The sequence below is a fragment of the Nocardiopsis sp. NPDC006832 genome, from assembly GCF_040635885.1.
In the GTDB taxonomy this organism is placed as follows: domain Bacteria; phylum Actinomycetota; class Actinomycetes; order Streptosporangiales; family Streptosporangiaceae; genus Nocardiopsis.
In genome coordinates this window covers 1-25,957 of sequence record NZ_JBEYLC010000076.1, presented here as the reverse complement: position 1 = coordinate 25,957, position 25,957 = coordinate 1, and the positions used below count along the sequence as shown (strand labels likewise).

The following is a 25,957-nucleotide window of genomic DNA, read 5'->3' as shown; positions in this document are numbered from 1 at the left end:
TTCTCTCCCAGATCATCATGACCTTCATCATGGCCGCGACGATGTCGGGTCTCCTGGGCATGATCTTCTCCGGTGGCCCGTCCATGGAGTGGCTGGTCACTTGGCCCAAGCAGTTCATCATCGCCTGGCCCATCGCCTTCGTCCTGACCATGGTCGCCTGGCCCACGTCGATGGCGCTCACCGGCTTCATCCTTCGCCCCCGTGGCGCACAGGCCGCCTCCGAAGCGAACTGATCCGCTGAGGCCGCGCCTCAGCGGGCGACCGGCGGGGTCAGGCGCAGGCGGCCGTGTTCGTCGATGCGCATGAGCGCCTGTGAGGGGTTGTGCGCGATCTCCCACAGGTGCCCGTCCGGGTCGGCCACGTAACCCGAGTGGCCGCCCCATTCCTTGGCGACCGGGGCCCGCACGGCGGTGGCCCCCGCCGCTACCCAGTCGGCGAAGGTCCGATCGACGTCGGCGGCCGAGTCCAGGTTCATCGCCAGGGTGACCCCGCGGAAGCCCTCCCCGTGGGCGGGCAGTCCCGTGTCCGCGGCCAGGGCTTCCCATCCGTACAGGGCCAGGGCCGTTCCGGTGGTGGGAAGGAACACGATGGAGCCCAGGTCGTGTCGGCGTTCGAAGCCCACGGATTCGTAGAAGACCGCAGCGGCGGCGACGTCGCGTACGCCCAGGGTGAGGAGGCTGAGTCGTTGGTCCATGCCGTGCACACTACGCCGCGATCTCGAAACCGGTCCGAGGGAGGGCGAACACGCAGCGCGATCGGCGTGTCCGAAACCAGGAACGGCACTCGGGCGAGCGTCGCACCAGAGGAGAGTCGACCCACCGACGGGCCGGGGCGTCAGGGGTCGTGGCGCTTGCGGTGGCTGTCGGACTCGATGGCGTCCGGTCTGCCCTGCCTGAGGCCGGACCTCAGCGCTCGGCGGTAACCGACCACGGAGACGACCAGCGCGACGACGCCCGGGATGGTCAGCGGGGGCGATTCGAGCGCGATCCCGGTGGCCGCCGCGAACAGTCCGGCGCACAGCAGCGCGCCCGCCCACCACCAGCGCGGACCGCCCAGGGCGATGCCTCCGTAGACGGCCGCCCCGACGATCGTTCCGACGACGAGGAGGACCCCCAGGCCCGCGAGGCCGATGACCACGGGGAGCAGTGAGTCCGGTGGTTCGGTGTCGGTGGGGAAGAGCACCGGGAACCCGGCGGCCACGAAGCACACCACACCCAGGACGAGCGTCGCGGTGGCCGCCAGGGTGAGCTTCGCGGTCGTACCGAGGGGGTCCTCGTACCGGTCCAGGGTCACCGACCACGAGCCCCACATGATCCAGCCCACGCAGGTGAGGAACACGCCGAGCCCGAGCGGGACCAGGAACACCGGGCTTTCGAGTCCGCCGGTGATCAGCTCGGTCACGACGCCGATCGGTATGCACAGGACCAGGAGCGCCAGCCCCACCAGCGCGGAGTGGCCGAACACCCGCGTGGCCCGTCGGGCGGGGTGTTCGTTTCGCCGACCCTTGCGGTACTTGCGGCGTAACTGGCGGAGTCGTCGGTTCATGACGTGCACACTACGCCGCCGTCTCGACGCCGGTTCGGGCACGGGGACGGGAGAGCAGACCCAACACGATGAGGGTCTGCGCGGCGACGTAGGTGCTCATCACCCAGAACCCGCCTTGGGGGAGTGAGTCCCATCCGGGGGCGAACGCGCGCAGGGCGATCAGGGCGTCCGAAACCAGGAACAGCGCCCCGCCGGCCGCCACCCACGGCCCCAAGCCCGTGGAGAGCACGGCCATCGTGCCCAGCACGAGTCCGTACAGCAGCACGGGGATCAACAGCCCGCCGGCGTGCGGGGCGCACAGCCACACCAGTACCGCCACGAACCCGACGTAGGGCGTCAACAGCCATCGGCGTCGGGTCAGCACGCTGTCGTTCCGGTAGGGACAGAACGCCGCCACGTACACCACTTGTGCGATCAGGAAGAACCCCACCATCAGCAGGAACGCGGTGTCGCCGGAAGCGAGGGCCGGGGCGGTGTCGCCGAGCCAGGAGAACACCAGCGCGACCATCGCCAGGACGATCAGTCTGCCGCGCGGTCGTCCCGTGGAGCCGGCGAGCACCAACAGCAGGGCGGGCATGAGGAAGACCTGGGTCGGTCGGTTCCAGGCGTCGATCCCGAGCAGTTGGATCACCAGGTGCGCCACCGCGAGTACGGCGAAGAGGAGCAAGAGGACGCGGGGAAGCGTGCGAGAGGGGATCATCCGGACATTTTAGGGGTGACGCAGGTCACCGAGGGATGGATGTCCCTTTTCGGATGAGCCCGTCGTCGGTCCCGACGGCCTGTTCGCCCCCGGAATGCCCCCGGCTCGGTACCGAGGGAGATGCTCGGAGGCCACATCTTGCTCTCCAGCGGGTGACTAATCCCTTTACGGTCTGGCCAGAAATGCGCCCACCTGTACCTCTTCAGAGAGGTTTCTGTGGAGAATTGTCGTACTCTGATCCCTTTGGGTGGTTCTTCCTTGGGGCGCAATGTGCCCCCGATGGGGAAACACGGTCCCTTCATGGGCGCTCCCAACCCGCACAATGCCTCACTATAGGGATGGGGTAGACAAGGGCATGACCGAAGCGTCGGCGACAACGTCGGCGCGTAACCGTGTTCAGGAGGCGGGGATGGCCAAGGTGCGTGACCGGGCCGACGACGACCACGATCTCGATGCCCCGCGCACCCGCACTCCACGCGCGGGCGCGGGTGGTCGCTGGTGGGTCGGTGTGGGGCGCGTCCTGCTGTGGGCGTTCATCATCGTCGTCATCTTCAACGGCATCTGGTTCCCCATCCGTAACGGATTCTCCCTCCCCGGTTCGGCCGCGGAGGAACCCGAGACCTCCGAGTCCGCGGCCTTCCCCGAGACCTCCGCCGCCGCGTTCGCCCTGCGCTTCGCCGGCACCTACCTCGACACCTCCGACCCCGAGGCCCGTCAGACCGACCTGGCCGCGTTCGTCCCCGAAGGCGAGACCGGCGGCCTGAACCTCCCCGCCGACAGTCTCAGCGGTGACAACCTCACGGTGGTCGCCGTCGACGTCCTCGACGACCACAACGCCCGCGTGGTGGTGCGCGCCGACGTCAACGGCGAACCCATGAGCCTGCAGGTGCCCGTCTACAGCGACGGCGACGCCCTGGTGCTCTCCGGTGGCCCGGCCCTCATGGCCGCTCCCGCCCAGGCCGAACTGCCCCAGGCGCAGTCCTACGACACCGACGAGCAGGCCGCCGAACAGCTCACCGACACCCTTTCCGGCTTCTTCGAGGTCTACGCGGGGGAGGCAGGCCACCTCGACCGGTACGTGGAACCCGGCGCAACGATCGCCCCACTTCCGGCGAACACCCTGGAATTCGCCGAACTGTCCGATATCACCGTGCCATCCCAGTCCTCGACCGGAGATGATGACGTACGACAGGTGGCGGCCACCGTGGCCTGGTCCCTGCCCTCCACCGAATCGGACGAGGGCGCCGCCGGGGCCGGGGCCATGGAACAGAACTACCTGGTCACGGTCGTCAACTCGGGCAACGAGTGGTACGTGCGTGACATCCAGGGCGCCCCGCATTCGTTCGGCGGATGACGGGGCCTGTAGGCAAGGAGACGAGAAGGACCATGCGCACACCAGTAACGACACCGGAGGGAGGCGCCTGACATGCTCCCCCTACTGGCCTCCACCGCCGACGCCATGACGGCCCTCGGCGGCACGGACCTCCTCCACCTGGCGGTCGAGACACCCGCTGAGAACGCCCCCGACACCGGTGGTCTCGCGGAGTTCCTGCGCGGGTTCTTCGGCCCGCTCTTCCTCGTCATCGTGTCCATCGTCGCGATCTTCTTCCTGTTCACCAGGGAGATCACCCGGTTCGCGCAGTTCATGATCCTGGCGATCTTCATCGGGATCGTCTTCTACGTCCCCGGCATCATCGAGGTCATCGCGGTGGCCATCGCCCGAGCGATGGGCGTACCGACGGAATAGGCGAGGGAGGCCGGAAACCGTGGATCTGCCCACGTACACCAACATCTGGCGTATCGAGAAGCGGCTGTACAAGCTCTACGATTTCCGGCTGCCCATGCCGCTCCCGGTCGGCACCTTCGGTGTCGCCCTGGGCATCTTCGCGCTCTGGGTGGTGCTGCTGACCCTGTTGCGGGCTCCGTTCGAGTTCGGCAACGGCTGGCACCTGGTGATGTGGGTCGTCCCGCCCGGTGTGATCACCGTGCTGGCCACCCGCCCGGTGATCGAGGGCAAACGCCTCACCGAACTGCTCATCTCGCAGGCGCGCTTCCTCGCCGAGGCGCGCGTGTACACCCGGATGGCCCCGGAGTACGAACCGGCGCAGGTGCGGGTCGCGGTGCGCGTGTGGCACCGGGACCCGGCGGCCGGGCCGTTGCCCCTGCCCCGTAGCGGGCGCCGCGCTCGCACGGAGGAGGAGGCCGCGGCACTCGCCGAACACGAGGCCTCCGTCGAGGAGGCCCCGGTCCCCGAGATCTCCGAGGAGGAACGGGCCCTGCGCGCGGCCCGCGAGGCGGCCCCGCCACTGCGTGGTGTGCCCACCCCCGAACCGGCCGCCTCGCGGGCGGCCCCGGAACCCGAACCCGTCGACGACTCGGTCGAATACATCCCGGCCCCCGAGGTGGAGGCTCCCGAGGTCGAGCCCCACAAGGCCGACGCCGCCCAGATCGCGGTCCGCAAGATCCCGGTCACCGTCGGCGCCGGGGCGCAGGCCGTGGAGCGGGAGGACGACGCGCCCGCCGCGATGACCACCACGCGACCTCCCGGCCAAGACGAGGAGGAGGAACGTCCGCGCCACGGGGTGGGTCGCCGGATGCTCAACTACTTCGGGTTCGGACTACCGGCCCACGACGATGGCGCCGGCGCCGCTCCCCCCGACGAGGAGCACCGCGCGCTTTCGAACGCCGGCGCCGAGGAGGACGAGGTCGACTTCGACGAACCCCTCTACGCCACCGAGGAGGACGAGCAGCGCGACCGTGACGAGTGGTTCGCCCGGCTGAAGGCCTCCTCCGGGGAGACACCCGTGGGGCTGACCTCCAAGAGCGCCTACGCCTCCAGCGACACCGGGGCGATGAGCAGCGAAGAACTCGGCGACGCCGTCTCCCCGGCCCCGTCCTCGCGTCGGCTGCGCGGTCGCACACAGGGGATCCAGGTCGCCCGTGACCTGGACGCCCGCCGCGAACGTGAGGGTGAGCCCACCGACATCACCGAGCACGCCGAGGTGAGCGACGCCCCCGAGCGCGCCCGCGAGAGGATGCGTCCGCCGGCCGAGCCCGAGAAGGCCCGCGGTCGGGCACTGCCCGCCACGGACACCGAAAGGGCACCGGAGCGCAAGGAGGCGCCGCGCCGCAAGGGGCGCCCGCACGCCTCCCCGTGGGAGCTGGAGAAGAAGGAACGCCGGGGCGAGTACCCGGACCTGTCCGACTACGCCGCCCGGTACGCCGAGGCGACCGGTCGTCCTTCGGCGGCCCGCGACGTCGCGCCGGCGCCGTGGCTGCCGCCCGCCTCGGGGGCCCCGGGGAAGACCGAGGACAAGAGCACCGAGGACACGACCACCGAGGACAAGATCGAGGAGAAGCCGGAGACCGAGCCGGAACCCGAGACCTCCCCGGAGGACGTCGGGACCCCGGACCGGATCGGGCGCACCGAGGTCGGCCCCCAGGTCTCCCACGCGGCACGCCCTCGTCCCCAGGCTCCCGAGCTGGACCATGGCACCGGCGAGCAGGACAACCACATGTCCGTGCTCGACCGACACCTGATCAAGGCCGACACCCCCGCGCCGCCGCGGCCCAAGTTCGCGGACGCGGTCCCCGCCGATGAACGCCCGGTCGAGCCCACCGACCCCTCCGAGTGGTTCGACGACGGCAAGCGCCGCCACCCGGACCAGCCCAAGGTCGGTGACAAGGACAACCCGGTGATCCCCGTCAGCGAGCTCCGCGAGGAGCGCCGCAAGCGGGAACGCGACGAGGAGGAAGAGGCCCGGGCACGGCGCGCCGAGGAGGCCGCCGAGGTCGAGCCCACCAAGCCCGCCACCCAGCTGGACCACGGCACCGGCGAACTCGTCAGCTTCGTCGAGGTCCGTGAGGAGCCCAAGCCCGTACCCGAACCCAAGCCCAGGGCGAGGCGCCCCGACCCCGAACCCCGGCCCGAACCGAAGCCACGGCCCGAGCCCGAGCCGGTCCGCCCCACCGAGGCGGAACTCGCCGAGGCCGAGGCGGCCGCCCTGCGGGCCCGGCGTCGCGACAAGGCGGAGGAGCGGTCCGAGGAACCGGCCGGGACACGGGCCGGGACTCGGGCCGAAGAGCAGACGGAGCAGCCGGCCGAGGAGTGGTTCGAGACCGGTCACGAACCTCGCGAGGCCCACGACCCCCACGACCCCCACGACGGGGTGTTCCATCGGGTGGCGAACAACGCGCGCCGTATCGGCCGACTCTTCGGCCAGCCGCCCCCCGGCGAGGAACCCGAACCGCCCGCGCCCCGGCCCGCGGCCACCGAGCCCGAGCCCGAGCCCGAGCCGGCCAAGCCCGGCCTGGAACTCGACCACGGAACCGGCGAACAGGACCGTCTGACCGAACCCGCCCCGACCACCGAGGAGCCCGAGGCCGACTCCGGCGGAACCCGAGGCTGGCGCCGGCTCGCCAAGGTCGTCACGGGCGGGGGCGCCCCGATCCGGTCGGACCTGCCCGCCGCCGACGTCGAACGATTGCGCGCCCCGCTGGCCGAACCGCGTTCCCTGGTCGTCCTGGGCTGCACCGGCGGCGCCGGACAGACGATGACCGCGCTGATGGTCGGCCACACCCTCGCGGTGCATCGCGATGACCGAGTGGTGGCGGTCGACGTCAACCCGGGTGCCAACGGGCTGTCCCGGCGAGTGGGCGCCCAGGCCCCGGAGACGCTCACCGCGCTGCTGGCCAACGCCGACGCGATCGACGAGTACGAGAGCATGCGCGCCTACGCCGGTCGCGCCCGTACGGGTCTGGAGGTCGTGCAGACACTCGACGACCCGTACGTGCAGACCCTGGACGACCGCGACTACGGTCAGCTCACCGACCTGCTGGGTTCGTTCTACGGCATCACCCTGCTGGACCCGGCCGCCACCGGGGTGGCCCGGGCGCTGCCGGTCGCCGACGGGCTGGTTCTGGTCGCTCCGGCCAGCGCCGACGCCGAACGGGCCGTCTCCATGACGTTCGAGTGGTTGGACGGCAACGGGTACTCGGCCCTGCGCGCCAACTCGGTCCTGGTGGTCAACGGGGTGAGCAAGCGCAGTCTGCCGGACGTGGACGCCGCCGAGCGGGTGGCCCGCGGTCGCTGCCGCGCGATCGTGCGCATCCCGTGGGACGACCACTTGGGCGCGTCCTACACCAAGATCGACGTGGGGTCGTTGAAGCCGGCCACCAAGCGCGCCCACGGGGCGTTGGCCGGGGTCCTGGTCAACGCGCTCGAACCGGCCGGGCGCTCTTGAGGTTCACGTACCGCGTGAGGCCCGCCCCCCGGATCGGGGACGGGCCTCACGCGTATCGTCGTTCGGCCCCGTGCCCGGCTCGGGCACCGTCGGGGTTCCCGAGCCCCTGGTTTCCGAACCGTCGGCCGCGGCGTCAGGAGAACGCCCCTCAGCGTCCGACCGGGGTGGTGTCCGTGGCACCGAGGAACTCGGGCCGGGCCGCACCCGCGCTGAACGGTTTGGTGCAGGTGTTCTCCACGCTGTTGAACACGATGAACACGTTGGATCGCGGGAAGGGCGTGATGTTGCCGCCGGACCCGTGCATGCAGTTGGAGTCGAACACCGTGACGTCGCCCGCGGAACCGGTGAGGACGTCGATGCCGTGCCGCTCGGCGAGCATGGACAGCGATCCCTGGTCCGGGGTGCCCACGTGCTGGCTCTTGAGCGACGCCTTGTAGTGGTTGTCCGGGGTCTCTCCCACACACGAGACGAACGTCTTGTGCGAGCCCGGCATGATCATCAGTGCGCCGTTGTGCGTGTGGTTGTCGGTGAGCGCCACGGAGAAGCTGACGGCGCGCATCCGCGGCATGCCGTCCTCGGCGTGCCAGGTCTCGAAGTCGGAGTGCCAGTAGAACGATCCGCCCCCGAACCCGGGTTTGTAGTTGACGCGGCTCTGGTGCACGTACACGTCGGTTCCGAGAATCTGTCGGGCGCGGTCGACCAGACGCGGGTCGTTGACCAGGTCGGAGAAGACCTCGCTGATCTTGTGCACCTCGAACACGGACCGCACCTCGTCGGAGGCGGGTTCGACGACGACGCGCTCGTCCTCGCGCAGTTTCGGGTCGTCGCCGAGGCGGCGCAGCTCGGTCGTGTAGGTCTCCACCTCTTCCGGGGTGACCAGGGACCGGACCTGGGTGTATCCGCGCTGTTCGTAGCCGCTGAGGTCGTCGGGCTCGAAGGGTCCATCGTCCCCGCTGGACCACGCGACGGGGTCGCGGCGGTAGAGCAGGGAGGGTTCGGTCGTCTTACGGGTCGGGTAGTCGTCCGCGGTCGGAAGATCCATCTGCAGAGTCATGCCGTTCCCCTCGGTAGAGGGGCGCTCCCCTCCGTTTCGGGTTCTTCGTACGACTCGCGAACTTAACAAATCCACATGGTGGGGACGAGTGGCCCATTCGTGCGTGCTTGTTTATCATGCGGTCATCTGGGTATTACTGTCATACTATATGGGCGAAATATGAAAACCCGAAGGGGATTCCTTCGGGTTTTTCCGATGTCCGACCGATGTATGTCCGGGCTTACCTGCGTTGTGTCGCCCGGGTGTCAGAACGGTCCCCCGATGATCATCGTCCCAGGTCGTCCGGTTATGGAGCTTTGATCGCGTCCCCCACCGGGCCGGCGGCCGGGTTTTCATGTGACCTATTTCACAAGCATTCGGTGTGCGGCATGGTTCAAAGAATTCACCCTCGAGGGACTGGCGTAAAGGCTTCGATTACTCCACAGTAGGGTCGTCCTGTTCACCTCGACCCGCTCTTGAGGAGAAACACGTGTCCCCCTACCCCCGCGCGCTCTCGCGCGCCTTCTCCGCGGTCTCCGCGCTCACCCTCGCGGTGGTGCTCGGTTGGGCCGCCCCCGCCGCCGCGGACCACACACTGCCCCCGAACATCCCCAGCGAGTCCCAGGCCCGGACCGAGCTGGACTCGCTCACCGTCGCCGCCAAGGGACCCCAGGACGGCTACGACCGAAGCCTCTTCCCGCACTGGAACGTGGTGGACAGTCCCTGCACCGCCCGCCAGGTCGTGCTCCAGCGCGACGGCCACGACGTCGTCACCGACGACAGCTGCCAGCCCACCGCGGGCAGCTGGTGGAGCGCCTTCGACGACGAGTGGGTCTACGACGTGCCCGGTGACATCAGCGTCGACCACATGGTCCCGCTGAGCGAGGCCTGGAAGACCGGTGCCGCGGACTGGTCCACCTCCCAGCGCGCCGACTTCGCCAACGACGTCGACTCGTCCCAGCTGTGGCTGGCCACCCCCTCCAGCAACGGCTCCAAGGGCGACAAGGACCCCTCGGAGTGGATGCCGGACAACACCGCGGTCCACTGTGACTACGTCAAGTCCTGGATCAACGTGAAGCACGAGTACGACCTCACGATCACCTCCGACGAGGAGTCGACCCTGTCGAGCACCCTCGACAGCTCCTGTTAGAGGGGTTCTGGAGGTTCGGGGCCGCGCGTTTCGGATGACGCGCGGCCCCTTCCGCTTCTACGGCCCGTCCTCGATGCTCCATGATGGGATCGGCACCCTCCGCCGTAAGCGACCAGAAGGGCAGGGCGATCGCGCGATGACCGGTACCAGGGGGACTCGTGGGGCGACCCGTCTCGCGGTCCGCTACTTCGACGACCGGGTCCTCCTCAGCGACAACGAGGCGTGGGCCTACTTCCGACTCCCGACGGTCTCCTACGAGTTCACCACGCCCGAGGACCGCCAGGCCCTCGCCACGAACATCACCATCGCCCTCGCCGCCATCCGCATGAACGACGCCGAGGTGCACCTGCGGGTCGCCCACCGCACCTACCCGGCCGCCCAGTGGGCCACCGAACTCGACGGCACCGCCGACAGCGGCCCCGGCTGGTACGACTACCTCGACGAGATGTACCGGCACGTGTGGGCCAAGGACTTCTGGACCAAGGAGGTCTACCTCGGCGTGCGCCTCGGACAGCGCAACGCCGGCGTGGGGATGGGACTGTTCTCCCAGGTGTTCGGCGCCTACCAGCGCACCGAGCAGGTCCTCGGCATCAACGACGACGCCATCGAGGACAAGGAACTCGCCCGCTGGACCGACCAGTCCGAGCGACTGGGCCGCGCCCTTTCCGCCAGCTCCCTGCACGCCCGCCACGCCTCCGCCGACGAGATCGCCTGGCTCATCCGGCACGCCGTCTCCGGCACCGCCGAGGAGATCCAGCCCTCCGCGGCCGGCCGCCGCACCTGGGGGCGCGGAGAGATCGAGGCGCTCGTCGACGGAGTCGTCCACAACGGCCGCTCCATGCTGCGCCTGGAACAACCCGCCGGCTCCACCCATGTGGCGTTCCTGTCCTTCTCCCGCTTCCCCGACCTCATGCCCTTCCCCGACGGCGAACCCTGGCTGCACCACGCCGACGCGCTGCCCTTCCCCGTCGAGCTGTCCCTGCGGATGAAGCTCATCCCGCCGGCGAAGGCGTCCAAGGACGTGGGCCGCAAGCTCGCGCACGCGCGGGACATGGACGCGCACATTCGCGAGGCCGGCGTGGAGGCGCCCATCGCCCTGGCGGAGCAGATCGACGCCGCCCGCATGCTCGAACACGGCATCACCAAGGAACGCCTGCCGTTCGTGTACGGCTGGCACCGACTCATGGTGTCCGCGCCCACCGAACGTCTCCTCGTGCAGCAGGTGGAGGCCGTCGTGGAGCACTACCGCGACATCGGCATCGACGTCATCAACTCCACCGGCGACCAGTTCTCCCTGTTCAACGAGTCCCTGCCGGGTGACCGCATCCGTCTGAACGCCTACGCCCAGCGCCAGCCGCTGCGCACCATCGCCGGCGGCATGCCCACCGCCACGGTCGACGTCGGCGACCGCGAGGACGCCTCCGGCGGCGGGTGGGTCGGCCCCTACGTCGGCGAGACCACCGGCCGGGCGCGCTCCATCGTCCACTTCGACCCCATGGTCGCCGCCGCCCGCAACCGCCCCACCGCCATCGCCATCACCGGCGAACCCGGCGGTGGCAAGACCACCCTGGCGCTGCTGATGATCTACCAGCTCGCGTTGCGCGGGGTCACCGTCGCCGCCATCGACCCCAAGGGCGACGCCGAATCCCTCGTGGAGCTGCTCAAGCACCGCGGCCGCAAGGCCAGGATCATGTCGCTGGGTTCGGCCCAGCCCGGCCTGCTCGACCCCTTCGCGTTCGGCGACGACCTCGCCGCGAAGAAGACCATGGCCACCGAGACGCTGCGCCTGCTCCTGCCCCGCATGAGCGAGGAACGCGAGTCCGCGATGATCCAGGCCGTGGCCACCGTCGCCAACCAACCACAACCGTCCCTGGCCAAGGTCGTCGACCACCTCACCGCCTCCGAGGATGCCGCCTCCCGCAACCTCGGCGCGGTGCTCGGGTCCATGGCGGAGATGCGCCTGGCCTCCCTGTGCTTCGACCCCCAGGGCGAGGCGCGCATCGACACCGAGGGATGGACCACCGTGTTCACCCTGGGCGGCCTCACGCTGCCCGACTCCGGAGTCCACCGCGACGACTACTCCTACGAACAGCGCCTGTCCGTGGCCCTGCTCTACCTGGTGTCGCAGTTCGCCCGCCGCCTCATGAACGGCCTCGACCGGCGCCTGCCCAAGGCGATCTTCCTGGACGAGGCGTGGGCGGTCACCTCCACCCCCGAGGGCGCCAAGCTCGTCCCGGAGGTGTCCCGCATGGGTCGCTCCCGCAACACCGCGCTCATCCTCGTCTCCCAGAACGCCGGCGACATGCTCAACGAACAGGTCACCAACTGTCTGTCGTCGGTGTTCGCGTTCCGCTCCAGCGAGGCGCACGAGGTCGCCAGCGTCATGGACCTGCTCGGCGTGGACACCAACGAGGACCACATGGCGGTGCTGCGCAACCTCGGCAACGGTGAGTGCCTCTTCCGCGATCTCGACGGCCGCACCGGGCGCATCGCCGTCGACCTCGTCTCGGAGTCGTTGCTGCGGTGGCTGGACACCAACCCCACCCGAGAACGGCCGTTGGTGTCCGCAAACGGCCGCGAGGAGTAGGGCGCCCCGGTGGTGGGGATCTATAGGGGAAGCCCTCCCCGGACCCCCACCACTCACAAGGGATCGCCCATGAGTGAGGACGTCAGCCGGCCCCGCCCCGTAGTCGACACCGCCCTGCCAGAGGACGCCCGCGAGGACGCCTACCGTTGGGCCACCACCGCCCCGCACCCCCGCGCGGGCCGGAGCGACGGACTCCCGCGTTCCGAACGCCTTCGCCAGGCCTGGGCCCAACTCTTCTGGGTGGGCTTCACCCTCGCCATCGCACTGGGGCTGGCCGACGGCTTCCTGGGCATGGCCATCGCCACCATCAGCCTGGTCACCTACGTCACCGCGATGGGACTGCGCCCCGACGCCGCCCGCTGGGTACAAGTCACCGGCGGACTGATCGGCGCGGGAGCCCTGGCCGTCACACCCCTGTGGCTGTTCGGCGTCATGCCCCTCGTGTCACCCGTGCTCACCTCGGGAACGCTGTTCGCGCTGCTCACCGGCACCGTCACCGCCGACGTGCTGACCTCCGGCCGAAGACGGCGACCACGGGCCGACCACCGGGACCGCGTCCTGCTGCCCGCGGACATCAGCGCCGCCGACCACGGGCTGCTGGTGGACGTGCAGCACACCATCGACCAGGTCGTCGACGCCCGGGTGGAGCTGGCCGGCTCCGACGCCCTCGACACCGACCGCGGACTCGCCGTGCTGCGCGAACAGGAGTGGCGCATCGCCTCCCTGCTCTCCAGACAACGGGAACTGCGGCGCGAGTACCTCCTGCGCCGGCGACACGCCACCACCGACCGGGTTCGCCGGGTGCTCCACGCGCACCAGGAACACCTGGTCGCCACCGAGGAGCACATCCGCACCCGGGTCGAGCAGATCGTCGAGTACGGGCACCTGGTGGAGACCGCGGTGGCGGCCCACCGGGAATGGGAACAGTGCGAGGAGGCCGTCAGGGCGCTCGACGCCTACGCGGATCTGAGGATCGAGGCGTCCCTGCTGGCGGAGGAGTCCCCGGAGGTCGCCGAACTCACCCGGACCGCCGAGGCCGCCAGGAGGATTCGGGACGAGGGAGCCGCCCGCGTGCACGCCGCCGCCACGGGGCTGAGCGGTATCTCCGCCTGACCACGACGGCGCCTTCGAGGTCCTTCGAGAGGCTTCGCGGGACCGTGGCCGAAATCGGTCGGTGGAGCTTCGTCGGTTCCCCGCACACGGGCCGCCCGGGTCTGGCACATTGTGCGAATGAATGTTGAACGGGTGAGCGGCGATGACCCGCATGCCGCCCTCCGGGAGGAGATGGCCGTCCGCGTCGCGACGGGCCGGCAGGGGTTCGGGGAGATCCTCACCGAGGTGTCCGACACGCTGGCGGAGAACGGCGGCCCCGATCCTCGTGTGCGGCATCCCGGTACGCAGGTGCTACGGGAGATCCTGGACCGGGCCTTCGCCCGACATCTGCGGTGGCAGCGCAAGTGGCCGGTACGCACCGAGGTGGACCGGCTCGAACGCGCGGGTCAGGCCCTCGCCGCGATCGGCGTTCCCTACTTCGAGGCGTTGGACTGTTGCGAAGGCTGCCTCGCCGACAGCGGTGGCGAGGTCCACCTGTGGCGGCTCGCCGTCGCCCAGGACCCGCGGGCGCGCGCGGTCGTCTACTTCTTCGACACCGACATCGAGCTGGCGTTCGCCGGCGAGGGTCTGTGGCTGACCTTCGACCCCGGCCAGGGGCGTCTCACCCACGCCGTCGCCAAGGAGATCCTGGAAGTGCTCCAGGCCCACGGCCTGGACGCGATGTGGACGGACGAGTCGGTCAACCGCATCCGGATCGACATGGAGTGGCGCTGTCGTCGGCTCGGCCAGTCGGCCGCCCACCCCGGCCCGGACGTGGACCGCGAACCCACGGTCGACGTGGTGCTCACCAGTCCCGTCTACAACAGGCTCACCTGGTGGGGCGAGGACCGGAACCGCTGCGTTTCGGTCCGCGAGTTCACCCGCCTGTTCCTGCCCTGGCTGCCCTCCGACATGTCCGTCACGGTCACCAGCCTGATCACCGGCGCGAGCATCACCCTGGACCGCGACTTCGACCGCATGCGCGTCTTGGGGTCCGAGCGCCGCCTGGACCGCCGCCACCTCGACGAGATCCTGGGACGCTGGGCGGTGGACGGGTCACTGCCCGCCCGCGACGCCCGCCCCGACCCCACCGGGTTCGTGGAGGTCGCCCACGACGACCCCCACCCCCTGGGCACCGCCTCGCGGGTGTCCGCCGTGCTCCTGGAGTTGGCCGAGGCGCGTTCGTTGCTCTACCGGACCACCCCGAGCCTCGGGGCGTTCCTGGTCTTCCGGTCGTTCACGGGCGCCACGTTGCAGTTGCTGTGGCAGGACGAGCACACCCTGTGGCTGGAGAACCCGGACCCGGACCGGCGGATGTCGTACGGGTGTTTCGGCGACCTGGCGGACGCCGAGGACCTGGTGTGCCGGCTCGCCCTGGACGGTGACTCGGGCCTGCCGGAGAAGGAGGGCGTCCGCACCATCGCGTGGGATTAGGTGCTGGAGGCTCACCCGGCCGGTGACGGGTCATCCACAGGCGCGCGGGTTCGGGCCGGCGCGCGACCCTCGGACGTGATTCCATCGATCTCGGGGGAGCCATCGGCTCCGCCCACTTCGTGCCGCCCCGGATCGCCTCGGGCCCTGCCGAGACCGGAGGGCGACACCCCACGAACCCGAGCCCCCTCGCCAGAGGCGGAACCCCTCACCCCAGACGGAAGAAGGCACGGGAGGGCGCCGGTAGGAGCAGCAACCCTCCGACCGTGCCCGTGTACAGCAACGCCAACACGTAGAGCACGATCAGGTCGGGGCTGTGGATGATCACCTCGAACACGCGGAGGCCCAAGAACACCGCCCCGCAGGCCTGCCCGACCACCACCAGCGCGAACACCGGCCGGGACCGGGTCGGCAGCGCCAGCGCACCGACCGCCGACAGCAACCCCCACGTGCCGAGGAACAGGGCCGTGCCCCACGACGAAGCGGCCGAGTTCGTCGAACCGACGATGGTCACGACGGTGAAGACGAACAGCACCACCGCGTTGACGCCGAGCATGCCCATGACGGTGAGCACCCCGGCGGGCTTCTCCGGTTCCGTGGCGGCGGGGGTCCCGATGGGTGTGTAACCGGTGCCTTCGAGGAAGTTCCGGGCCGCCTCGGTGGTCACGCCCGCCTGTGCCGGGACGGGCGACGGATGCCCGGCCCGTGCGTCGATCCGCTGCCGAGCCTGAGCCTGAGCCTGAGTCCGGCCCAAGGGCTGTCGCCCACCTTGCCGAGGGGCGGGAACAGGGCCACGCGGTACCGGGGTCGCTCGCCCCCAGGCGGGCACGGGCTGATTCCGAGCCGGGGGACCCTGCGCGGGGGTGCCACCGGCCGGGGCGCCTCGCGCCGGCCCCTGCCGTACCGGTCCCTGCCACACCGGAACTCTCCGAGCGGGGGTCCCGGGTACCGGACCACCCACCCGCCGCTCCCCCTGCCCAGGCGTCCCCTGAGCCGGTTCTCGTGCCGGCGCTTGAGGCACCTCCTCCGCCCGTCCCGCGTCCGGCTCCGACCCCGCCGCAGGCCCCACCGCTTCCGAAACCGTCTCCGAAACCGCCGCGGATTCCACGGCCGCCGACTCCACCGTCGTCTCCTCCGGCAGCGCCGCCTTCCGGGTCCGCACGTCCTTCTGCGCGTCCTGCCGCTCCCGCTCCAACAACTCCAGCGCCTCCGCCGGGCCGGGCCGAGCGCCCACGTCCCGGGTGAGCAGCGTCGAGATGAGCGCCTGCAAAGCCGCCCCGCGCGGCGAACCCGCCGCCTCGTTCCGGCTCAGATGTGGCGGGACCGGGGCGGTCAGCACCGCGCTGATCATTCCCGTGATGCTGTCCCGCTTGAACGGCGAACGCCCCTCCAACAGTGAGTACAGGGTCACGCCCAGGCTCCACAGGTCCGAGGCCGGCAGCGCCCGCTCGCCCTCGAACCGTTCCGGAGCCATGTACTCGGGCGATCCGATGTACACACCCGTCTGGGTGAGCGCGGCGCTGCCGTCGACGTTGGCGATCCCGAAGTCCATCAGGACGGTCCGGTCGTCCTCGGTGAGCATGATGTTGGCGGGCTTGACGTCCCGGTGGGTCACCCCGACCGCGTGCGCCGCCTTCAGCCCGCCCAGCAGCGCCCGGGCGGCCTCTTCCACCCGTTCCACCGGCATGGGCCCGTGCGCCTCGATGTGGTGGTGCAGGGAGGAGCCACTGAGCAGCTCCATGACGATCCACGGGCTCTCGTCGTGTTCGAGCACGTCGTGGACGGTGACGATGGCGCTGTGGTGGATCCGCGCGGTCGCCTGCGCCTCGCGCAGCGTCCGGGCGTGCGCCTCGACCCGGTCCTCCTCGCTCATGCCGTCCGGCAGCAGGACCTCCTTGACCGCCACGTCCCGTTGCAGGATCGGGTCGAACGCGTGCCAGACCGTTCCCATCCCACCCGAACCCAGGCGCCCGCGAAGTTCGTAACGGCCGACGGTGGCGTGTTCGGGGGTCGACATGGGGGAGGTTTCCTTTCTGGCGATGCGGTGTGGTGTGGCGAGGTAGGGGAGGGAGCGCCGTTTCAATGACCAGTCGGAACCGAAACTCCACTGTAGTCCGATGGGCTGATGAACACATTGGGGACCAAGGGCGGTTGACCGCAATCGGTCAGTCGTGTGAGCCGGTGTTTCAAGCTTTTTCCAGGGCTCGGAACGCGCCCGTACCTGCTCGGTCGGTCACGCGATTCGTTCCGTCGGCGTCCTCGAATACTTCTCCCGTACTCCTCTCGGACAAAGGTTGGAATGCCCGCCCTCCAGTCCGAATTTTCCGTCTTCCGTGTCCTCATCCGGACATGAAGAAGTATGGAGAAGTTCCCTCCGAATTCCCCCGAGCTCCCGGGGTCCCCCGAGTTCACTTGAGTCGACCGAAGTTCAGTCGATCCCACTCGCCAACATCGAACATTCCCTCTCCGTTACCGGGGGAATGCGCGTGGTGAGTTCGATCATCCGGCCCACCCGGCTCACCGGATCCGGCCGATCACCACGCCAGGTGGGCGTCCAGGGCCAGCCGGTGCACCGCCTCGGTGTCGCCCTGGTCCATCAGGTACAGCCCCTCGGCCGCGTCCAAGAGTTCCTCCGCTGAGATGTCATAGGGCACCCGCCCCTGCAGGAAACTCTTGCTCTGATCGATTCCCGGCAGCAGCATCACCATCAGGTCGCTGCCCGCGATCTCCAGGTACACGACTGTCGATGTGTCCGTGGGCGTTGAGGCGGTGTGCAGATCTGTCGCTGCCCGAAGTTCACCTTCGCCCAAACCGGGGACCCGGACCCCCATCACTACGCAGTCCGATTCCTCGGACTCTTCCCAGCACGCGACCACGTCGGAATCGAGTGGGACCGTGTGCACCTCCAGGATCGCCTCGGGCTTCCGGCGGTAGTGGACCTCCACCCGATCGTCGCCGTCACGCGTCTTCACCCACCAGGGGTCCCACGTGGGATGGTCGAGAACCGCCAGAGGGTCCTCGCGCTCACCGATGGTCGCCACGTCCGCGGCCACATGGGCGGCGGTCTCCCGGGCCGCGCCCTCGTAGGCGAGCACCGACATGGGCACGGCCACCACCGACAGGGCCACGACGGCCGCGCCGATCCCGCCCCATCCCGAACCGGTCGGCTCGCTTGCGCCCCCGTCCCCCTCCCCGACGCGTCGCGCCCGCACCACGGCCAGACACTCCACGGCCACCAGGACGATCAGGACGGCGCCCACGAGCAGATGGGCCCACAGGAACCAGGACGGATCCTCGGAGTGCATGCTGACCGGCTCGGGGGTGCGGAGCACGTGCGCCTCGGACAGCAGCACCATCGCTTTCACCGGCAGCAGCGGCAGCGCCAACGCCACGTACAGCACCAGCACGATGCCCATGGGGCGCCGCCACCCGGAGCGCTTGAGCGCGTAACGGGCCACGGTGGCGATGACCACCAACGGGATCAGCGCGGCGCCGTAGGTGAGAACGGCTCCGACGACGCTTCCGGGCAAGAAGACGAACACCATGATGATCCCGACGATCATGCCGACCGGCATCACCGTCACCGCCACCAGCGTCGGCAGGAGCAACACGGTGGCGGCCAGGGTCGGCAGCCGCGTCCGCCGGAACGCCCGCTCCGGCGAGGACTTCGGTGGTTCCGTTGAGGGCCGGCGGGGGGCGGGGGGAACGGGACTCATGACACTCCGGGGGAGGGACAGGGGGTGGCTCGTACGGTACTCGGTTCCCTGCGTCCGCGCCCGCCCTTCAACGGGCCGGAGCGAAGTCCAGCAGGTACTTCTCGTCCTCGGGATCGTCGACCTTGGAGAGTCCCGTATGGAAGACCCTGACCCGTGCCGGCCCCTGAAAGGGCGCACCCCAGAGGAAGTTGCTCCCAGGGGCGCCCTGGACCGCCAGGAACTGCGAGCGGAGGGTCAACCGTGCGGTCCCCGTGTCCACCATCGACGCGTCGCCGCCCTCCCCTGGAGCGTCGAAGAAGCGAGCGGTCACCCGCACACGGTCCGCACCCTCCGAACAGTGGATGTAGAGGTGGTCGCCCCTCTCGCTGATGACCGGCGAGATCCTTCGCCGGGGAACGCTCGGGTCCACGACCTCCTTGAAATCGGCGATGCGGATCATGCCGTCGTCGACCGGAACGACGATGGAGTTCCGTGCGATCTCCGCCATTTACGGCTCCTGTCACCTGTCGGAATGCGTGCGTGCCCCGCCTTCGCCCAGGTGGCGCTTCACGGGGGGTGAAGTCACCCGGGTGGTGAGCGTCGGAGGGAGCACGGGCGCCAGGGGTAGGGGCGTTTCGGTAGGACGGGCTTCGCGACGCCGGGGTTCCCGGAGCGGTGGGCGGATGTGACCGGGGGAAGCGGACGCGGGGGTGCGGGGGCGCGGAAGCCAGGCGAGCGGAACGCGCACGGGCATCCGTTCGTCTAGACGTCCGGCTCACGGATCCGGTTCTTGGGAGCGGGACCGACACGAGCAGGGTGGGCGAAGGTGCCGGTGTGCGTGGACGGAGGGTGAGACCCGGCCAGGGAAGGTCCCGGGACCGTTTCGGCCCAACGTCAATACACGCTGCGGCTCCCACCGAAGCAGTTATAGGAACCCGGTCCCAGTCTGAAAGATTGTCCTATGTCCGATTTTCGCTACGAAAGATACTGTGACGCCGCTCATAGTCTCCTCGTGGCCAGCAAATTGTGGCCTCGCGGTTATCGGGAGTTACGGGTGTCCGGTCGGCGTCTTTACCTGCGTAAACGTCACGAAATCGGTGATTCGCCCCCCGGTGGTGGAGTGGTCCGGAGGTGTCGAGAAGAAAACGAGTCGCGTTGCAGCCAACCCCCGGCCTGGTGATGGCGCACCATAGAGGATGGGGTAAAGACATGCGGGGGCCTTGTTGTCGCGGACAGACCGCGTGCCGGGTGGCGCGTGGGCGTGTGTGCGGCATGAGGCCTTCTGGTCTGCCATCATCCCGGACGAACACACGACGCAGGAGCTCAGCAGATGACGCATCAGCACGTCCACCGGCGGGGATGGCGACGCCTCCTGATGACGTTCCTGATGCTCTGCGGGTTCATCCTGATCCCGCTCACCAGCGCGACGGCCAACCCCCTGTGCCCAGGCCAGCCCGCTCCACTTCCCGAGTCCGCCGGCAGCGGATCCGATGGCCTTCTCGTTCCCCCGCAATCGCAATCGGCGATCGAAGGATCCCCGGACGGGCTGCCTCCTGACGCCAGCATGTACGGCCAGTACGGAACGGCCGGACAGCAATGGCACATGATCACCGAGTCCTGCGTCGACGGGATGGCGAACGGAGCTCAGGCAACCCTCGCGAACTCGGCCTGGGACCTTTCGAAGACCATCAACCAGTCGACGATCACCGTTTACCAGGCGGCCACCTCCGACGGGTTGCTCGCCAGTTTCACCGAGACGGTGGAAAACGTCGTCATCGCCTTGCGCGAAGGCGTGTGGCGACCGCTCATCCCGACCATCGTCATCCTGGGTGCGATCTGGCTCGGCTGGTTCGGTCTGATCCGTAAGCGAATGACCCTGACCATCGAGTCGACGATCTGGATGGTGGCGGCGACCGCGCTCGGGATGTGGATCCTGATCAACCCCGCACAGGTGATGGGGTTGGGCAGCAGTCTGGTGAACTCCGGTACTCAGTTGGTGACCAGCGCTGTCGGGCAAGTTCCCTATGGTGGGGCGGCTGTTTCGTGCCCGGCCGGTGCAGAACCTCCTGAACGTGCGGACTGGGAGTCAGAGGCGGATTTTCAGGTCCGCCGTAACGCGGACATGATGTGGTCGAGCCTGGTATGTCAGCCCTGGATGGCTGGCCAGTTCGGCAATGACGACATGGCTATCAACGCTGGCGAGTTGCACGCTGAAGATTTGTTGGCTGCTCAGGGAATCAGTCGAATTGAGCAACAGCAAATCGCAGATGGTGAACTCGATGCCACTGCTCTTATTACTGATAAGCAAGAGAGCTACGAGGCCATTGCTTCGGATGTGCAAGAAAACTATCCAAGTGTCTACCCTCTCTTTTCCGGAGAGGATCCGGGGAGTCGGCTTGGGGTGGCGACCTTGGCGCTCTTCGCTGCGTTCTTCGCAGGCGGGTTGATTCTTGCGGGGTCTGTGGCGCTAATTGTTTTGAAGATCGGCTTCATGCTGCTCTTCATGATTTCCCCGGTTTTCTTGCTCATCGGTATCCACCCTGGCTACGGGCGCACGGTTTTGCTGCGTTGGGTGGAGCTGATGGTGGGATTCCTGCTCAAGCAGATCTTCGTGGTGTTGATGATCGCCCTGCTGGTCTTGTGTTACGGGCTCGTCATGTCGACCCCCATCGGTTGGGGTCTGCAGATGATCCTGCTGGCTCTGTTCACCCTCGCGCTCTTCATCTACCGCAAGACCTTCGCTTACCTGTTCGCTTCGGTGAACGCGAACACCTTCACCTCGCGGATCGTCAGCGATGCGGCTCGCAGTCAGGCGCTTGGAAACAGCGCGGCTGTCCTGCCCCCCGTCGCCTACCTCAAGGCTCAGAACTGGGGCCGTCAACGAGCGGGAATGATCGCGGGCGCCGCAGCGGGTGTTCCGGCCAATGGCGCAGGAGCGCCTGGTGTCACCACCGATGGCCGAACCCCCGAAGAGACTCCCGGCGAGGCCGGAGAGCCTGCCCGAGTCCGAGGCGCAGGTGGATATGGCCGGGTACGCGGCAATGAGGCTCCGCCACCCCTCAACGTCAACCGGCGCGACACCGCGTCCGCCGCGAGCGCCGGACGTCCAAACGGCGGTAACCGCACCACCGATCAGGCCCCCAACCTCACCGGCAGCGGAAGCCCCAACAACGGGAACATCCCACCCAGGCCTGCGGGTGGCTACACCGGAACCGGCGACAGCGGTTGGGCTTCGGTGTTCGGTACCGGGGGACGCAATGACAGCCCGACTCGTAATGACGGCGGTGGTTCCAACGGTGGCGGAACCTTCGGTGCCGGTGCCGGGAACTCTCGGGCCGCAAGCTCCGAGCGGCCAGAGCCCAGCTCCGGACGTGGCATCTTCGGTGGCCGTGGAGAGACACCCGCTCAGGGCAACATCGGGAACCGTGGATCCCGGTGGGGAGCTCCTCAGGAGAAGCGCGACCGTCCCGCTCCGCAGCGTCCGTCGCGTCCGGCTCCGCCGCCCGCGAGCGGCGGCCGAGGTGACCGTGAGGGCGGTTGGCTGACCGGTTCCGACAAGCGTCGTGACAACGCCCCCATCACCCCCTTCTGGGGCGAGGGTGGAAACTCGACCCGGGACCGGAAGCGGGACGTGCCCTTCTGGCTGAATGATGACTAAGCCGACGAGTAGACGACAAGGCAACTGAAGACCATGCCCAACCCTCTCCCCGAGCGCACACAGCGGCTGGTTGTGATCGTTCTGATCGCGGCCCTGGCCGGGTTCGGGATCTACTTCAGCCTCGGTGGGTTCAGCGACGAAGAAGAGGGGGCCTCCGGGCCGCCTCGGGAGGTCGCTCCCACCGAGGAAGGACCGGATCCGGCCGGAAGTGCTCCCGGTGGGCTGGCCACGGTGCCGCCGAGCCCGATCCCGACCACCGACACCGAGGACCAGGACGTCCTCGGTTGGTTCCCCTTCACCGAGGCGGAGTTCCAGGCCGCCGGCGCGACAGCCAAGGCTTTCGCCGAGGCCTACGGGACCATCGACTACTCCGAACCTCCCGAGTCGTACTACGCGTCGATGGAGGCTCTGTCCACGGACGAGTACGCGGAAGTGCTGTCCGACGCCAACCGGGCAGGGGCCTTCTGGGAGGAGAGGAGCGAGGCGAAAGCCGTCGCTCAGGGACGGGCCGAGGTCGATTCCATCCGCACCTACGGATCCGACTCCATCACCTTCGTGGTCACGGCCCAGTCCATCACCGAGACCGGCGAAGCCGAGTTCGACGAAGAGCTGGGAGAGTTCGCCATCACCGTGATCAAGGAAGGCGGTTCCTGGGAGGTCTTCGACTTCCAGCCCGCCGAGGCCGGTCAGCTCGGGGAGGAGTAGTCACGTGCTCTGGCAGCGGCAACCCTCGGCCCCTGATTCGGGTGGCTCATGCCTGACCCGAGTCGGACTGATCGCGGTGATCGGTGTCGCCGGTCTGGTCTTTCTGACCTTGATGTTGGTTCCCACGATCACCACCAACAACGTCGGTACTCTTCTCGCGTCCGGGGTGGTCTGTGGTCCCAACGCCGACGCGGATCAGCCGGACAGCAGCGAGTACGCCATGGACTCCATTCCCGAGAACTACCTGGAGATCTACCAGGACGTGGGCGAGGACCGAGGGATCCCGTGGAACATCCTCGCCGGGGTCGGCCAGGTCGAGTCGCACCACGGTCGTTGGGAGGGGCCCGGGATCACCGAAGGCCACAACGACTGGGGCGCCGCCGGACCGATGCAGTTCGGGGCCTTGGACGGTTCTGCCGCCGGGAACAGTTGGGGCGGTGAACCGATCCAGGCTGTGGAGGAACGCCCGGAACAGGGTTATGGCTTGGATGGGAACGACGACGGGGTCGTCAACGTGTATGACCCCGCCGACGCGATCCCGGCCTCTGCCGACTATCTCATCGCCCATGGGATCGAAGACGATGTGCGGCAGGCCATCTATGGCTACAACCACGCCTGGTGGTACGTGGACGATGTGTTGGAGTGGGCCGACCGCTACGCGGAAGGTGAATTCAACTCCACCGACTCCGTTCGTACGGCGGTGCTCTGCCAGGTGGACCAGGATGGTGCGCCGATCGGCAGTGCCCCGGACGACTTGACTCAGGCCGTCGTCGATTGGGCTCTCGACCAGCGCGGAAAGCCGTATGTCTGGGGTGGGACGGGACCGAACGGGTTCGATTGCTCCGGTTTGACCATGAAGGCTTACGAGAGCATCGGGGTGACTGTTCCTCGGGTTTCTCAGGACCAGTGGAACTTTGGTCCAGAAGTTCCGATAGGGGATGAACAACCTGGTGACCTGGTCTTCTTTGATGTCACGCGGGCGGGGGAGCCCCCAGGGCCCGGTCACATGGGAATGGTCGTCGGTGACGGACTGATGGTCGAGGCCTGGTGCACCAACTGTGGACCGATCGCGGTGCGCGAGTACGATGACCCCAATCGTGCGGACATCGTGGGGTTCACCCGTCCGCTTGAGCACCCCGAAGTGAAGGCTCAGCTGGAAGCGCAGGCTTAACCTTGTCGGATACGAAGACCGAAGAAGAAACAAAGCACAAGGAGCCGGCGAAGAAGGGTCTGCACGGTTGGAAGGCCGCCACCGCCGTCTTCGGCTGTGGAACCCTCGCTGCCTTTGGTGTCTTCGGGGTGATCGTCGGTATTCTCAGTACGTTCCTAAATGTAGCTTCATCAGGTATTTCGCCAGGTGATTCTCCGGCTCCGATTGCTAATCAAAGTGTAACTCCACGGGAAGAATTCCTCGATGATAAGTTCGATCTTTGCGGAAGAACTCTTCCTTCTATTCGAGAGCTGAATCTCAATTTCAGTGCATCGGAGGGGGAATACGAAGATTCGTCAACTGATGGCGGGATGCCCGCTGAAGGGGACCTTGTCCGGTCGGATGATTGTGGTGGGACGATGTCGCCTTCGGGGGCTTATACTGTTCCCTGGGAGTTCGACTTCTCCTATAGGGCGATTATCTATACGCCGGACGGGAGTAGGGATGATCTCGCCTCTGTCGACCTAGAAGAACTTCGTGCTCAGGTTGAATCGGAAATGGTGGTTGCAGAGTCCGGTGTTGCAGATATGGGGGACGAATCCCATTATTATTACGGTTCCTTGGAAGATAATTCGAAATCCGTATATGTAATGCTGGTTCAGCAGAGAAGTGCAACCTATGCAATTCGCCTCTCGTCAAGTGATGAGGTTACATCTACTGCTTTCACAGGGGAGGCGCGTAAATTTGGGCCTCAGCTGTCAATCACCCTTGGGAGTAGAATTCCTGAGGAGTAGGGCAGTAAAAATGGTCACGGTCGGCGTAACCTGGGTTAAGCGATGCCGGCCATGAAGTGGTGGCGGCACAGGGTCGTGTACGACTCGTTGCCACCGATGTGGACCTGCGCGCCCTCGTAAACCATCACGCCATCGACCACCCGCGCGTTATGCGTGGCACGGTTGCCGCACCAGCAGCGCGCGTAGACCGGCAGAACCTCTATCTTGTCGGCCAGCTCCACCAGGCGCTTCGAGCCCGGGAACAACTGCCCCTGGAAGTCCGTCAGGATCCCGTAGCAGTACACGTCGATGTCCATGCCGTCGACCACGCCCGCCAACTGTCCGACCTGCTTGTAGGACAGGAACTGGGCCTCGTCACAGATGACGTACGGGGCTTTGCGGTCGGCGACGTCGTCGTACAGGTCCAGGACGTCCCCCACCTCGATCGCGGGGGACTTCAAGCCCAGCCGGGACGAGATGATCCCGGAGCCTGCCCGGTCCTGCTTCGTGTAGAGCACACCCTCACCCCCGCGAGAGTGGTGCTCTTGGAGGGCCATGGTGCTCTTGCCCGAATTCATCGAACCGGTGAAGTACTTCAGCTCCGCCATGCTTCTTCCTCGGTCGGGGGCGCTGGGCAGGGGCAGCGGCTCGGAGCGTCACCGAGGCCAGAGGTGAACATACCAGCGGCGGGACCCTCTTATCTCACCCACTCCGACGCTGTCATCCCCTATGCGCGCGGCGCATCGTGCGCCTTATCGGTCACCGAACGTCGGGCGTATCGCGTGGGCGGGTGTTCTTGCGTCCGTGGGGTGGCCGAATGCGGCCGCTTCGTCATCCGGGCTGTGGTGGAGCGCACCCCTTGACGAGCCCCGGAAAGTACCCCTGATCAGGGTCTCGGGTCGCGGTTTGTCGACTCGTTCGGTGCGGGATCGTCGTAACGTCATGGGGGTGGTGTCCGTCGTCGGGGAGGGGGACCATCGACTCTGTGGTCGTATGGATGTACTTCGGCGAGCAAGGGCACTTCGAAGCGTGAACAAGGGCTTCGATATATTTGGCGAACCTTGTCCTATTGCAAGGTCTCAACGTTGAGGGGGAAGTGGCATTGCGGCGCGGCCAGGTCACCAAGTTTGTGGAGAGCCGATGGTTCTCGAACACGATGTTCTGCGTGATTCTGGCCAACGCCATCATATTGGGA

At 67.9% G+C, this 25,957-nt stretch carries 20 protein-coding genes; 12 read left to right on the top strand and 8 right to left on the bottom strand.

What is annotated here, in order from left to right; genetic code table 11:
* On the top strand, positions 1 to 233 hold a 233-nt coding region (locus ABZ717_RS25335), incomplete at its 5' end, for a DUF2798 domain-containing protein (protein WP_358514717.1).
* A gap of 17 nt (positions 234 to 250) precedes the next feature.
* Here the strand turns inward: ABZ717_RS25335 and ABZ717_RS25330 are convergent.
* The 3 genes from ABZ717_RS25330 to ABZ717_RS25320 all read right to left on the bottom strand — a co-directional run bounded on the left by ABZ717_RS25330 (position 251) and on the right by ABZ717_RS25320 (position 2,245).
* Positions 251 to 694, bottom strand: coding sequence for a VOC family protein (locus tag ABZ717_RS25330; RefSeq protein ID WP_358514715.1), 444 nt, complete (start codon positions 692 to 694; stop codon positions 251 to 253).
* A gap of 140 nt (positions 695 to 834) precedes the next feature.
* A complete protein-coding gene (locus ABZ717_RS25325) occupies positions 835 to 1,545 on the bottom strand; it encodes a hypothetical protein (RefSeq protein WP_358514713.1) in 711 nt (236 codons plus the stop codon).
* 10 nt (positions 1,546 to 1,555) lie between these two features.
* A complete protein-coding gene (locus ABZ717_RS25320; RefSeq protein WP_358514711.1) occupies positions 1,556 to 2,245 on the bottom strand; it encodes a lysoplasmalogenase in 690 nt (229 codons plus the stop codon).
* Between the two features lie 409 nt (positions 2,246 to 2,654).
* Here ABZ717_RS25320 and ABZ717_RS25315 point away from each other — a divergent pair, with 409 nt between their 5' ends.
* The 3 genes from ABZ717_RS25315 to ABZ717_RS25305 all read left to right on the top strand — a co-directional run bounded on the left by ABZ717_RS25315 (position 2,655) and on the right by ABZ717_RS25305 (position 7,488).
* On the top strand, positions 2,655 to 3,599 hold the full coding sequence (locus ABZ717_RS25315) for a conjugal transfer protein (protein ID WP_358514709.1): 945 nt from the start codon (positions 2,655 to 2,657) through the stop codon (positions 3,597 to 3,599).
* 72 nt (positions 3,600 to 3,671) lie between these two features.
* On the top strand, positions 3,672 to 3,992 hold the full coding sequence (locus ABZ717_RS25310) for a hypothetical protein (protein ID WP_304074832.1): 321 nt from the start codon (positions 3,672 to 3,674) through the stop codon (positions 3,990 to 3,992).
* A 19-nt stretch (positions 3,993 to 4,011) separates the two neighbouring features.
* Positions 4,012 to 7,488, top strand: coding sequence for a TcpE family conjugal transfer membrane protein (locus tag ABZ717_RS25305; protein WP_358514706.1), 3,477 nt, complete (start codon positions 4,012 to 4,014; stop codon positions 7,486 to 7,488).
* Positions 7,489 to 7,636: 148 nt separating this feature from the next.
* On the opposite strand, the gene thpD is transcribed toward ABZ717_RS25305, so the two are convergent.
* Positions 7,637 to 8,542: an ectoine hydroxylase gene (gene thpD / locus ABZ717_RS25300; RefSeq protein WP_358514704.1), complete on the bottom strand. Its 906-nt coding sequence runs from the start codon at positions 8,540 to 8,542 to the stop codon at positions 7,637 to 7,639.
* A gap of 469 nt (positions 8,543 to 9,011) precedes the next feature.
* Here thpD and ABZ717_RS25295 point away from each other — a divergent pair, with 469 nt between their 5' ends.
* From ABZ717_RS25295 to ABZ717_RS25280, 4 genes are all read left to right on the top strand, one after another.
* Positions 9,012 to 9,671: an HNH endonuclease family protein gene (locus ABZ717_RS25295; RefSeq protein WP_358514702.1), complete on the top strand. Its 660-nt coding sequence runs from the start codon at positions 9,012 to 9,014 to the stop codon at positions 9,669 to 9,671.
* Between the two features lie 136 nt (positions 9,672 to 9,807).
* Positions 9,808 to 12,258, top strand: coding sequence for an ATP-binding protein (locus ABZ717_RS25290; protein ID WP_358514700.1), 2,451 nt, complete (start codon positions 9,808 to 9,810; stop codon positions 12,256 to 12,258).
* A 69-nt stretch (positions 12,259 to 12,327) separates the two neighbouring features.
* Positions 12,328 to 13,371: a hypothetical protein gene (locus ABZ717_RS25285; RefSeq protein WP_358514698.1), complete on the top strand. Its 1,044-nt coding sequence runs from the start codon at positions 12,328 to 12,330 to the stop codon at positions 13,369 to 13,371.
* Positions 13,372 to 13,488: 117 nt separating this feature from the next.
* Entirely contained in the window at positions 13,489 to 14,784 is a 1,296-nt protein-coding gene (locus ABZ717_RS25280; RefSeq protein WP_358514696.1) for a hypothetical protein, read from the top strand.
* Between the two features lie 205 nt (positions 14,785 to 14,989).
* On the opposite strand, the gene ABZ717_RS25275 is transcribed toward ABZ717_RS25280, so the two are convergent.
* The 3 genes from ABZ717_RS25275 to ABZ717_RS25265 form a co-directional block, all read right to left on the bottom strand.
* The gene (locus ABZ717_RS25275; protein ID WP_358514694.1) at positions 14,990 to 16,798 is read right to left on the bottom strand and encodes a protein kinase; all 1,809 of its coding nucleotides are present in this window, start codon (positions 16,796 to 16,798) and stop codon (positions 14,990 to 14,992) included.
* A gap of 517 nt (positions 16,799 to 17,315) precedes the next feature.
* Positions 17,316 to 18,497, bottom strand: a complete 1,182-nt coding sequence (locus ABZ717_RS25270; protein WP_358514692.1) for a hypothetical protein — start codon at positions 18,495 to 18,497, stop codon at positions 17,316 to 17,318.
* 67 nt (positions 18,498 to 18,564) lie between these two features.
* The gene (locus tag ABZ717_RS25265) at positions 18,565 to 18,984 is read right to left on the bottom strand and encodes a hypothetical protein (RefSeq protein ID WP_358514690.1); all 420 of its coding nucleotides are present in this window, start codon (positions 18,982 to 18,984) and stop codon (positions 18,565 to 18,567) included.
* 867 nt (positions 18,985 to 19,851) lie between these two features.
* On the opposite strand from ABZ717_RS25265, the gene ABZ717_RS25260 reads away from it, so the two are divergent.
* Genes ABZ717_RS25260 through ABZ717_RS25245 form a run of 4 tightly spaced genes read left to right on the top strand, consistent with a single transcriptional unit; the run spans position 19,852 to position 24,783 of the window.
* Positions 19,852 to 22,134, top strand: coding sequence for a conjugal transfer protein TrbL (locus tag ABZ717_RS25260; RefSeq protein ID WP_358514688.1), 2,283 nt, complete (start codon positions 19,852 to 19,854; stop codon positions 22,132 to 22,134).
* A gap of 33 nt (positions 22,135 to 22,167) precedes the next feature.
* Positions 22,168 to 22,839 carry a hypothetical protein gene (locus ABZ717_RS25255; protein WP_358514686.1) on the top strand — a complete coding sequence of 224 codons (672 nt, stop codon included), beginning with the start codon at positions 22,168 to 22,170 and terminating at the stop codon, positions 22,837 to 22,839.
* A 4-nt stretch (positions 22,840 to 22,843) separates the two neighbouring features.
* Complete coding sequence (locus tag ABZ717_RS25250; protein WP_358514684.1) at positions 22,844 to 24,010, top strand: NlpC/P60 family protein; 1,167 nt, start codon at positions 22,844 to 22,846, stop codon at positions 24,008 to 24,010.
* Between the two features lie 2 nt (positions 24,011 to 24,012).
* Entirely contained in the window at positions 24,013 to 24,783 is a 771-nt protein-coding gene (locus tag ABZ717_RS25245) for a hypothetical protein (protein WP_358514682.1), read from the top strand.
* A 35-nt stretch (positions 24,784 to 24,818) separates the two neighbouring features.
* Here ABZ717_RS25245 and ABZ717_RS25240 read toward each other — a convergent pair whose 3' ends face one another.
* Positions 24,819 to 25,370, bottom strand: coding sequence for a thymidine kinase (locus ABZ717_RS25240; protein WP_358514680.1), 552 nt, complete (start codon positions 25,368 to 25,370; stop codon positions 24,819 to 24,821).
* Positions 25,371 to 25,957 lie beyond the last annotated feature (587 nt).

Bases quoted from the DNA above. Each gene is read 5' to 3' on its own strand.
- ABZ717_RS25330 (WP_358514715.1), bottom strand. From the start codon at position 694: ATGGACCAACGACTCAGCCTCCTCACCCTGGGCGTACGCGACGTCGCC.
- ABZ717_RS25325 (WP_358514713.1), bottom strand. From the start codon at position 1,545: ATGAACCGACGACTCCGCCAGTTACGCCGCAAGTACCGCAAGGGTCGG.
- ABZ717_RS25320 (WP_358514711.1), bottom strand. From the start codon at position 2,245: ATGATCCCCTCTCGCACGCTTCCCCGCGTCCTCTTGCTCCTCTTCGCC.
- ABZ717_RS25315 (WP_358514709.1), top strand. From the start codon at position 2,655: ATGGCCAAGGTGCGTGACCGGGCCGACGACGACCACGATCTCGATGCC.
- ABZ717_RS25310 (WP_304074832.1), top strand. From the start codon at position 3,672: ATGCTCCCCCTACTGGCCTCCACCGCCGACGCCATGACGGCCCTCGGC.
- thpD (WP_358514704.1), bottom strand. From the start codon at position 8,542: ATGACTCTGCAGATGGATCTTCCGACCGCGGACGACTACCCGACCCGT.
- ABZ717_RS25290 (WP_358514700.1), top strand. From the start codon at position 9,808: ATGACCGGTACCAGGGGGACTCGTGGGGCGACCCGTCTCGCGGTCCGC.
- ABZ717_RS25285 (WP_358514698.1), top strand. From the start codon at position 12,328: ATGAGTGAGGACGTCAGCCGGCCCCGCCCCGTAGTCGACACCGCCCTG.
- ABZ717_RS25280 (WP_358514696.1), top strand. From the start codon at position 13,489: ATGAATGTTGAACGGGTGAGCGGCGATGACCCGCATGCCGCCCTCCGG.
- ABZ717_RS25275 (WP_358514694.1), bottom strand. From the start codon at position 16,798: ATGTCGACCCCCGAACACGCCACCGTCGGCCGTTACGAACTTCGCGGG.
- ABZ717_RS25270 (WP_358514692.1), bottom strand. From the start codon at position 18,497: ATGAGTCCCGTTCCCCCCGCCCCCCGCCGGCCCTCAACGGAACCACCG.
- ABZ717_RS25265 (WP_358514690.1), bottom strand. From the start codon at position 18,984: ATGGCGGAGATCGCACGGAACTCCATCGTCGTTCCGGTCGACGACGGC.
- ABZ717_RS25260 (WP_358514688.1), top strand. From the start codon at position 19,852: ATGACGTTCCTGATGCTCTGCGGGTTCATCCTGATCCCGCTCACCAGC.
- ABZ717_RS25255 (WP_358514686.1), top strand. From the start codon at position 22,168: ATGCCCAACCCTCTCCCCGAGCGCACACAGCGGCTGGTTGTGATCGTT.
- ABZ717_RS25240 (WP_358514680.1), bottom strand. From the start codon at position 25,370: ATGGCGGAGCTGAAGTACTTCACCGGTTCGATGAATTCGGGCAAGAGC.